This is a genomic window from Achromobacter sp., from assembly GCF_032113835.1.
Taxonomy (GTDB): domain Bacteria; phylum Pseudomonadota; class Gammaproteobacteria; order Burkholderiales; family Burkholderiaceae_B; genus Achromobacter.
The window spans coordinates 1-7816 of record NZ_DAMCTG010000143.1; the positions used below are offsets into that span (position 1 = coordinate 1).

A 7816-nucleotide genomic window follows, 5' to 3' on the forward strand; every position below is an offset into this window, starting at 1 on the left:
CCTGCGCGTCGGCCAGGGCGCGCGCATTTTCTGGGGCGACTTCCACCGCCTGTCCGGCCTGTGGTCCGTCTGGTTCATCCTGCTGATCTCGGTCAGCGCGATCTGGTTCCTGGCGCAGGCCATCCTGTCCGATACGGCCACCACCATTTCGACGCAGGGCGTGCCGGCCGTCGTGGCCCGCGATCAGGTGCCCACCGTTGGCGCCGGCGAAACCGTCAAGCGCCTGCCGCTCGACGAGATCGTCGCCGTGGCCGAGCGCGAACTGCCCGGCCTGGAAACGCAGCACATCTTCTTCCCTGGCAACGCGTATGACCCGATCACCATCTCGGGCCGCGGCGCATATCCGCTGATGTTCCAGTACGCCAAGATCAATCCGTACAACGGCACGGTCGAGGAAGTGCGCCGCCTGTCCGACCGCAACGGCCTGGAGTTCTTCACCGAATCCATGCGTCCGCTGCATACCGGCGACTTCGGCGGCTTCTGGCTGAAGCTGGTGTGGTTCCTGTTTGGCCTGTTGCTGACCATGATGTCGCTCAGCGGCCTCCTGATCTGGACCAAGCGCACCGCGCAAGCCACCGCCAAAGCCCTGCGCCCTGCCCGCGCAGACCGTACCGCCGCTCGCGAGGTGACCGAATGAGCAAGACCGCCACCCTGGACGCCGCCGCGGCCAAACCCAGCTTCTGGCGCCGCTGGCGCTTCCACCTGAGCGCCCTGCTGCTCATCCTGCCCATCATTTATGTCCCGAAGTATTTCGACAACCTGGCGCTGTCGCGCGGGCTGATGGGACTGGGCCAGCGTCCCGCCGGCGACCTGCAGGTCGGCCCCTGGAAGCTGCAATTCGCCGAATGGAAGGTCGAGCCGCCCCAGTCCGACCCGGCCGGCATGGTCAAGACCTTCACCATGGCCCAGTGCGAAGGCTGCAAGGATCAGATCCGCGCGGTCTACGTGCGCGTGGGCAAACCGCGCAGCCTGCGGGCCGCAGGCTCGATCTTCTTTGGCAGCCCGCACCGGGCGTTTGCCACCGTGCCGATTCCGCCGCGCACCGCCCCGGACGCCGAGCTCTGGGTCACCGCCGAAGGCTGGGACGGCTCGGTGCACCAGGCAGCCTGGCCGCTGGCCTCGGCCTCCCCCGCCACCGTCGCGTGGCTGAAGAAACAAGGAGCATCCCGATGAATGCAATCTTCGCGAACGGCCTTCGCGCCGCTCTGCTTGGCGCGCTGCTGAGCGCCAGCGCCACCGCCCTGGCGCACAATCCCATGGCCGAATGCAAGGCCGATGGCAAGGAACAGATCCAGTGCACCGGCGGATTCTCCGACGGCAGCGGCGCCGCCGGCGTCACCATGGACGTGATCTCGTACGACGAACAGATCATCGTGCCGGGCAAGCTGGATGCGGATTCCAAGATGTCGTTCAAACGGCCCAATGGCGAGTTCTACGTGCTGTTCGACGCGGGTCCCGGCCACGTCGTTGAAATCGACCACGTCGACATCCAGTAAGCCCCGGCTTCTCGCAGCATGCATACCCAAGTCATCCGACCCGCGGGCGCCGGACACGAAACCCTTGCCGTGCTGGGCGCCTGCCTGGTCATCGTCGCGGCGGCCGCCGGCTACATCGGCCTGCGCGAAGCGCCGCCCGAAAGCGCGCCGCTCGCCGCCACCCAGATCGATGCGCGGCGCGACCTGACGCCCGGCGAACAAGGCATCTACGCCGACCTGCGCGTCGCCTACGAGGAAATCGGCTTCGCCCTGCAGGCCGGTGAACCGCTGCCCTCCGTGGCTGACCTAGCCGCGCAGGGGCTGCCGCCCTTCGTTGCCGACAACAGCACCGCCGCGCGCGGCGGCCACGTCTGGCGGCTGCAGCGCCAGGCCGGCAAGGCGCTCTACGTCGGCCAGACGGCCGACGCCGCGCTGGCCGGATCGTTCCTGCTGCGCACCGAAGACGGCCACGCCAAGGACGGCCACGGCCATGACCATGGCGCCGACGCCCAGGCCGATGTCTGGCTGGCCCGCAATGCCACGGCGCGCGTCCCAGATGCCGCCGACGACGCCGCCCTGGCGGCCGCGGGATGGCGCCAGGTCGTCGCCCAGTTCGACGCCGGCGTGACCCGCCAGAACAAGCCCTGACCGGGCCTCCTCCCCTTCGTCTTCCGACACGAGCCTACGGATTTATGTCTGCCTTTTCGTCTTTCTCACAGCTCCTGCGCCGCTGCGCCGCGCCGATCGCCGCGCTGGCGCTGCTGGCCGGCGCGTTCGCCGCGCCCGCCCATGCCGAAGAGGCCAAGCGCCTGAAGATCGGCGTGACGCTGCATCCCTATTACAGCTACGTCGCCAACATCGTGGGCGACAAGGCCGAGGTCGTGCCGCTGATTCCGGTGGGCTTCAATCCGCACGCCTACGAACCGCGTGCCGAAGACATCAAACGCATCGGCACGCTGGATGTCGTGGTGCTCAACGGCATCGGCCACGACGACTTCGCGGACCGCATGATCGCGGCCAGCGAAAAACCCAAGATCCCCGTGATCGAAGCGAATGCGCAAGTGCCGCTCCTGGCAGCGGTGGGCATGGCCGCGCGTGGCGGCGGCGATTCCGGCAAGGTCGTGAATCCGCACACCTTCCTGTCGATCACCGCATCGATCGCCCAGATCAACACCATTGCGCGCGAACTGGGCCGTATCGACCCGGCCAACGCGCAGACCTACACCGCCAATGCGCGCGCCTATGGCCAGCGCCTGCGCAAGCTGCGCGCGGATGCGCTGGGCCAGCTTGCGAAGGCGCCCAACGCGGACCTGCGCGTCGCCACCATCCACGGCGCCTACGATTACCTGCTGCGTGAATTCGGCCTGGAAGTCACCGCCGTCGTCGAACCGGCGCACGGCATCGAGCCCAGCCCCGCCCAGCTCAAGGGCACGATCGAGCAATTGCGCGCGGCGGACGTCAAGGTGATCTTCTCCGAACTGAACTTCCCGTCCGCGTACGTGGAAACCATTCAGCGCGAAACCGGCGTGAAGCTGTATGCGCTGTCGCACATCTCGTACGGCGAATACAGCCCCGAGCAGTTCGAAAAAGAAATGAAGCAGAACCTGGCCACCGTGGTGCGCGCCATCGAAGAGGCCGGCGCGTGACCGGCCCCGTGACAGCCCATCCGGGCGCACTGGGTCCCACGCTGACCTTCGACCACATCTCCCTGACCCTCGGCCGCACCGACATCCTCAGCGACGTCGCATTTACCGTCGCGGCGGGCAGCGTGCATGCGCTGGTCGGCCCCAACGGCGGCGGCAAGAGCTCGCTGGTCAAGACGCTGCTGGGCCAGATGCCGCATCGCGGCAAGCTCAGCGTGGCGTGGCCGGGCGACCGGGCCGGCGTCATCGGCTACATCCCGCAGGCGCTGGAATTCGATCGTGGCCTGCCCATGACCGTCAACGATTTCATGGCCGCGATGTGCCAGCGCAAGCCGGCATTCCTGGGCCTGTCGCGCACGAAGTCGAAGGAAATCGGCGACGCGCTGGAACGCGTCGGCATGCAGGACAAGCGCAACCGCCGCATGGGCGCGCTGTCGGGCGGCGAGCGGCAGCGCGTGCTGCTCGCGCAGGGACTGGTGCCCAGCCCGTCGATGGTGGTGCTGGACGAACCCATGTCGGCGCTCGACGAAGCCGGCGTGCGCGTGTTCGAGGAACTGCTCGACAGTTGGCGCGCGCAGCGCGTGACCGTGCTGTGGATCGAGCACGACCTGGAGGCCGTCGGCCGCCTGGCCGACCGCGTTACCGGCCTGAACCGCCAGGTGCTTTGCGACGGCCCGCCCGCGCAGGTGCTGACGCCCGACCGGCTGCTTGCGCTCTTTTCGACGCGGCCGCGCGTCGGCAACCAGCCGCAGGAGCGCGCCGCATGAATGCCCTTTTCGACAATCTGCGCCAGTGGATCCAGAGCGCGGCCGAATCCGGCGCGCTGCCCGAATCCCTTACCTTCGGATTCGTGATCAACGCCCTGCTTGCCGGCCTGATTATCGGGCCCGTGCTGGGCGGTCTGGGCACCCTGGTGGTGGTCAAGCGCTTCGCCTTCTTTTCCGAGGCCGTGGGCCACGCCGCGCTGACCGGCGTCGCAATCGGCATCCTGCTGGGCGAGCCCTACACCGGCCCGTACGGCAGCCTGTTCAGCTATTGCCTCATCTTCGGCATCCTGCTCAATTTCCTGAGCAACCGCACGCGCCTCACGCCCGACACGCTGATCGGCGTGTTCCTGTCGGTGTCGCTGGCGTTGGGCGCGAGCCTGCTGCTGGTGCTGTCCGGCCGCATCAACATCCACATCCTGGAAAACGTGCTGTTCGGCTCGGTGCTTACCGTGAACAGCAACGACCTGTCGGTCCTGACGTGCGTGGCGATCCTGGCGCTGGCGCTGGCCCTGCCGAACTACAACCGGCTGATGCTGGCCAGCTTCAATCCGCAGCTCGCCGCCGTGCGCGGCGTGCCCGTCAAGGCCATGGATTACCTGTTCGTGATCCTGGTGACCCTGGTCACCGTGGCCTCGGTCAAGGTGATCGGCGCCATCCTGGTCGGCGCGCTGCTGGTGATTCCCGCGGCCGCTGCTCGGATGCTGGCGCAGTCGCTCAAGGGCTTTTTCACGATGTCGGTGCTGTTCGCGCTGTTCAGCACGCTGGCCGGCATCATGCTGCCCATCGAGCTGGCGCTGCCGATCCCCTCCGGCGCGGCCATCATTCTGGTCGCAGGTGTTCTGTTTGGGATCTCGGCCCTGGCCCGCGGCCTGGTCCCCGGTCTGAAAGGAAATGCAGCATGAGTTTGAAGTCAGGTTACGTCACCCTGCGCCGCGCCGCCCTAGCGGTGGCGATGGCATCCGCCCTGGGCGCCGCCGTCACGGCACACGCCCAGGAAGCCGCCAAATCCGGCCGCGCCGCGCGCGCCGCGCAGCCTGAAGCCGCCACCGCCGCAACGGGCGCCGTCACCGTGCTGGCCGCGCATCCCGTCGTGTTTGCGCTGACCGACAGCCTGGCCAAAGGCAGCACCATCCGTGTGGAACGCGCCGCGCCCGCCAACCTGCCTGCGACCCGGATGACGTCCTATTTCAGCGGACGGGGCGGCGCTGCCCTGCAAAAGGCTGCCGCATCGGCTGACGCCGCCGTGGGCCTGCGTTCGATCTGGCCGGACGATCCGCTGTACGCCAACGCGCGCCGCACGAACATCCGCATTGTGGAAATCGACGCCGCGCGCCCATTGGATGGCGCGCTGAACGGCATCGCCCTGCAAAGCGACACGCGCCCCGGCGGCCAGTTTGCCGCCTATCCGTGGCTCAGCATCGTCAACCTGGGCCGCATGGCCGACATCGTCGCCGCCGATCTGGGACGGCTGTCGCCGTCCGACGAAAAACGCATCGCCGAGAACCTGGCGCAGATCAAGCGCACGCTGGTCGAATTGAACGCCAGCAGCCAGGCCGGCTTGGCCCAGGCCGAGAACGTGGCCGTCGTCAGCCTGTCCGAGCGCCTGCCCTACCTGATCGCCGAGTTCAATCTGGACTTGATCGAGACGAACGCGCGTGACGACAAGGACTGGACGCCCGAGGCGTTGACGGCACTGACCGCGACGCTCAAGGACAACGGCGCGGCCGCGGCGCTCCTGCATCGCGAGCCCACGCCAGAACTGCGTCAGGCCATCGAAGCCGGCGGCGCCAAGGCCGTCGTGCTGGCCACCGACGGGGCCGACCCCGTTGCCGACCTGCAGGCCAACGCGAAATTGCTGTTGCAAGCTCTGGCGCCCGCGGCAGCCAAGACCGCCGCAGCCAAGTAGACCCTTCCAAGCAAACGGCGCCGCGCTATTCCGGCGCCGGGCTTCCGGCGCTGTTTGCCGCATCGGCCATCAGCGCCGTTGCCGCGCCCTTCAGGCATTCGATCAGTTGCGCGCTGGTCGCGGGCAACCGGGCTTCGCGCATGGTGATGATGCCCACCGGAGGCAATGCCAGTTCCAACGGCACGTCCAGGATCCGGCACAGGCCCTGGCTCTCGAAACTGCGGGCGGCCGACTTTGCCAGAAATCCCACCGCATTGCGTTCACGGATGAAGGTCAGCGTGGACAGATAGGACGAAGTCTCCATCAGATCGGACGACGGTTGCAGGCCGCGAAGATGGAATTGCTGCTCCAGCTTCACCCGCAGCGACGCCCACGGCGGCGGCATCACGCAGGGCAGCGCCGCCAGATCCGCCCAACCCGGCGCGCTGCGGCCCGCCACATCGCTGCCGGGCGCCGCGACCACCACCATCGGCTCCTCGAACAACGCCTCGGCATGCAGGTCCGGCGCGGCGTAGCCCGGCTCCAGCCTCCCCACGAACAGATCCAGTTCACCCAGGCGCAGCTTGGGCAGCAGATGGGTCAGATCGCCCTCTTCGATCAGGACGGTCGCGCGCGCCGACCGCAGCTTCAAGGCGTGCACGGCCCGTGCCAGCAGCACCGGCAGCGCGACCGCCATCGCCCCCACCCGCGTCTTGCCGGCCGCGCCGCTCGCGGCGGCATCGATCTCATCGCGCGTGCGCTCGTACTGCGCCAGCACGCCGCGCGCAAAGCGCACCACCGCAGCGCCCGCGTCCGTGGGTTCCGTGCCGCGGACGGACCGTGCGAACAGCGCGAGACCCAGCATGGACTCCACCTCCGACAGCATCCGCGACACCGCCGGCTGGCTGACCGCCATGAATTCGGCTGTACGCCCCAGATGCCGGAACTCGTCCAGCGCCACGAGCAGTTGGAGGTGGCGCAGCTTCAGGTTTGAGCGGAACACGCGGTCCAGGTGCGCCATGCGAACTCCCTTTCATACCAGTGTTGTTATCTATCGATGCGGCAATTCTATTGGATAGTTATATATAAGCTCACGAGAATAGATCCGGGCGGCCTTGTAGCCTTGAGGGTGCTCACAAAAAAAATCACATCGGAGACAAACCATGAGGCACATCCCTACCCCTGACCGGGACAGGCGCAGGTTCCTGGCGGGCGCCGCCTGTCTGGGCGCAATGGCCGGCGCCGGCGCAGCCGGCCTGCTGGCCCCCGGCCTGGCCCGCGCCGCGGACTATCCGCAGCGCCCCATCACCTTCATCTGCCCCTGGCCCGTCGGCGGCACGGCGGACCAGTCCATGCGCGCGCTCTGCCAGGTCGCGTCTGGCGTGCTGGGTCAATCCATCGTGGTCGAAAACCGCGCGGGCGCTTCGGGCATGATCGGCACGAAGTCGCTGTCGCAGGCGCAGCCCGACGGCTATACCATCGGCCAGATCCCCATTTCGGTGGCCCGTTTCTCGCAATTGGGCCTGTTGCAGCTTGATCCGCGCAGCGAGCTGACTTATTTGGCGCGTACGTCGGGTCAGACCTTCGGCATCGCAGTGCTTGCCAGTTCGCCGTTCAAGTCGTTGCAGGAGGTCGTGGCTTACGCAAAGGCCAATCCCGGCAAGCTGACGTACGGCCACGCCGGCATCGGCGGAGCAACGCATGTGGGCATGGAAGAGTTCGCCATGACGGCCGGCGTGCGATTCAACGCGATCGCCTACAAGGGCGGCGCGGCGGCCCTGCAGGACGTGCTGGGCGGGCAGATCGACCTGCTGGCGGATTCAAGCTCGTGGGCGCCGCACGTCGAGGCGGGCAAGCTGCGGCTCCTGGCGACCTGGGGCGAATCGCGCGCCTCGCGTTTCAAAGATGCGCCCACCCTGAAGGAATTGGGCTACGACGTCGTGGTCGAGGCGCCCAACGGCATCGGCGCACCCAAGGGCCTGGATCCCGCCGTCGAGCGCAAGCTGCGCGAGGCCTTCCGCACCGCGGTCAAGAGCGACGCCTTCA

At 67.7% G+C, this 7816-nt stretch carries 10 protein-coding genes; 9 read left to right on the forward strand and 1 reads right to left on the reverse strand.

All coding sequences use genetic code 11. The features are described 5' to 3' along the window. The 8 genes from RT697_RS26270 to RT697_RS26305 form a co-directional block, all read left to right on the forward strand. Positions 1-637, forward strand: a 637-nt coding sequence (locus RT697_RS26270) for a PepSY domain-containing protein (protein WP_313702569.1), incomplete at its 5' end; no start/stop codon positions are given. Then, positions 634-1173: a thiamine pyrophosphate-binding protein gene (locus RT697_RS26275; RefSeq protein WP_312438432.1), complete on the forward strand. Its 540-nt coding sequence runs from the start codon at positions 634-636 to the stop codon at positions 1171-1173. The genes RT697_RS26270 and RT697_RS26275, both read left to right, overlap by 4 nt. Then, the gene (locus tag RT697_RS26280) at positions 1170-1496 is read left to right on the forward strand and encodes a hypothetical protein (protein WP_175121477.1); all 327 of its coding nucleotides are present in this window, start codon (positions 1170-1172) and stop codon (positions 1494-1496) included. The genes RT697_RS26275 and RT697_RS26280 overlap by 4 nt, the downstream gene beginning before the upstream one ends. A gap of 18 nt (positions 1497-1514) precedes the next feature. Further along, positions 1515-2123, forward strand: coding sequence for a DUF6162 family protein (locus tag RT697_RS26285; protein WP_313702570.1), 609 nt, complete (start codon positions 1515-1517; stop codon positions 2121-2123). Between the two features lie 44 nt (positions 2124-2167). Further along, on the forward strand, positions 2168-3121 hold the full coding sequence (locus RT697_RS26290; protein ID WP_313702571.1) for a metal ABC transporter substrate-binding protein: 954 nt from the start codon (positions 2168-2170) through the stop codon (positions 3119-3121). Further along, positions 3118-3885 carry a metal ABC transporter ATP-binding protein gene (locus RT697_RS26295; RefSeq protein WP_313702572.1) on the forward strand — a complete coding sequence of 256 codons (768 nt, stop codon included), beginning with the start codon at positions 3118-3120 and terminating at the stop codon, positions 3883-3885. Before RT697_RS26290 ends, RT697_RS26295 begins: the two co-directional genes overlap by 4 nt. After that, positions 3882-4787, forward strand: coding sequence for a metal ABC transporter permease (locus RT697_RS26300; RefSeq protein WP_313702573.1), 906 nt, complete (start codon positions 3882-3884; stop codon positions 4785-4787). Before RT697_RS26295 ends, RT697_RS26300 begins: the two co-directional genes overlap by 4 nt. Then, a complete protein-coding gene (locus tag RT697_RS26305; protein WP_313702574.1) occupies positions 4784-5791 on the forward strand; it encodes a metal ABC transporter solute-binding protein, Zn/Mn family in 1008 nt (335 codons plus the stop codon). Before RT697_RS26300 ends, RT697_RS26305 begins: the two co-directional genes overlap by 4 nt. Before the next feature lie 25 nt (positions 5792-5816). On the opposite strand, the gene RT697_RS26310 is transcribed toward RT697_RS26305, so the two are convergent. Continuing rightward, positions 5817-6791 carry a LysR substrate-binding domain-containing protein gene (locus tag RT697_RS26310; protein ID WP_313702575.1) on the reverse strand — a complete coding sequence of 325 codons (975 nt, stop codon included), beginning with the start codon at positions 6789-6791 and terminating at the stop codon, positions 5817-5819. A 142-nt stretch (positions 6792-6933) separates the two neighbouring features. Here RT697_RS26310 and RT697_RS26315 point away from each other — a divergent pair. Further along, positions 6934-7816, forward strand: an 883-nt coding sequence (locus RT697_RS26315) for a tripartite tricarboxylate transporter substrate binding protein (protein WP_409517494.1), incomplete at its 3' end; no start/stop codon positions are given.

What these genes read in the sequence shown, in the direction of transcription:
- RT697_RS26290 (WP_313702571.1), top strand. Translation starts at nt 2,168, where the DNA reads ATGTCTGCCTTTTCGTCTTTCTCACAGCTCCTGCGCCGCTGCGCCGCG.
- RT697_RS26310 (WP_313702575.1), bottom strand. Translation starts at nt 6,791, where the DNA reads ATGGCGCACCTGGACCGCGTGTTCCGCTCAAACCTGAAGCTGCGCCAC.
- RT697_RS26280 (WP_175121477.1), top strand. Translation starts at nt 1,170, where the DNA reads ATGAATGCAATCTTCGCGAACGGCCTTCGCGCCGCTCTGCTTGGCGCG.
- RT697_RS26275 (WP_312438432.1), top strand. Translation starts at nt 634, where the DNA reads ATGAGCAAGACCGCCACCCTGGACGCCGCCGCGGCCAAACCCAGCTTC.
- RT697_RS26305 (WP_313702574.1), top strand. Translation starts at nt 4,784, where the DNA reads ATGAGTTTGAAGTCAGGTTACGTCACCCTGCGCCGCGCCGCCCTAGCG.
- RT697_RS26300 (WP_313702573.1), top strand. Translation starts at nt 3,882, where the DNA reads ATGAATGCCCTTTTCGACAATCTGCGCCAGTGGATCCAGAGCGCGGCC.
- RT697_RS26285 (WP_313702570.1), top strand. Translation starts at nt 1,515, where the DNA reads ATGCATACCCAAGTCATCCGACCCGCGGGCGCCGGACACGAAACCCTT.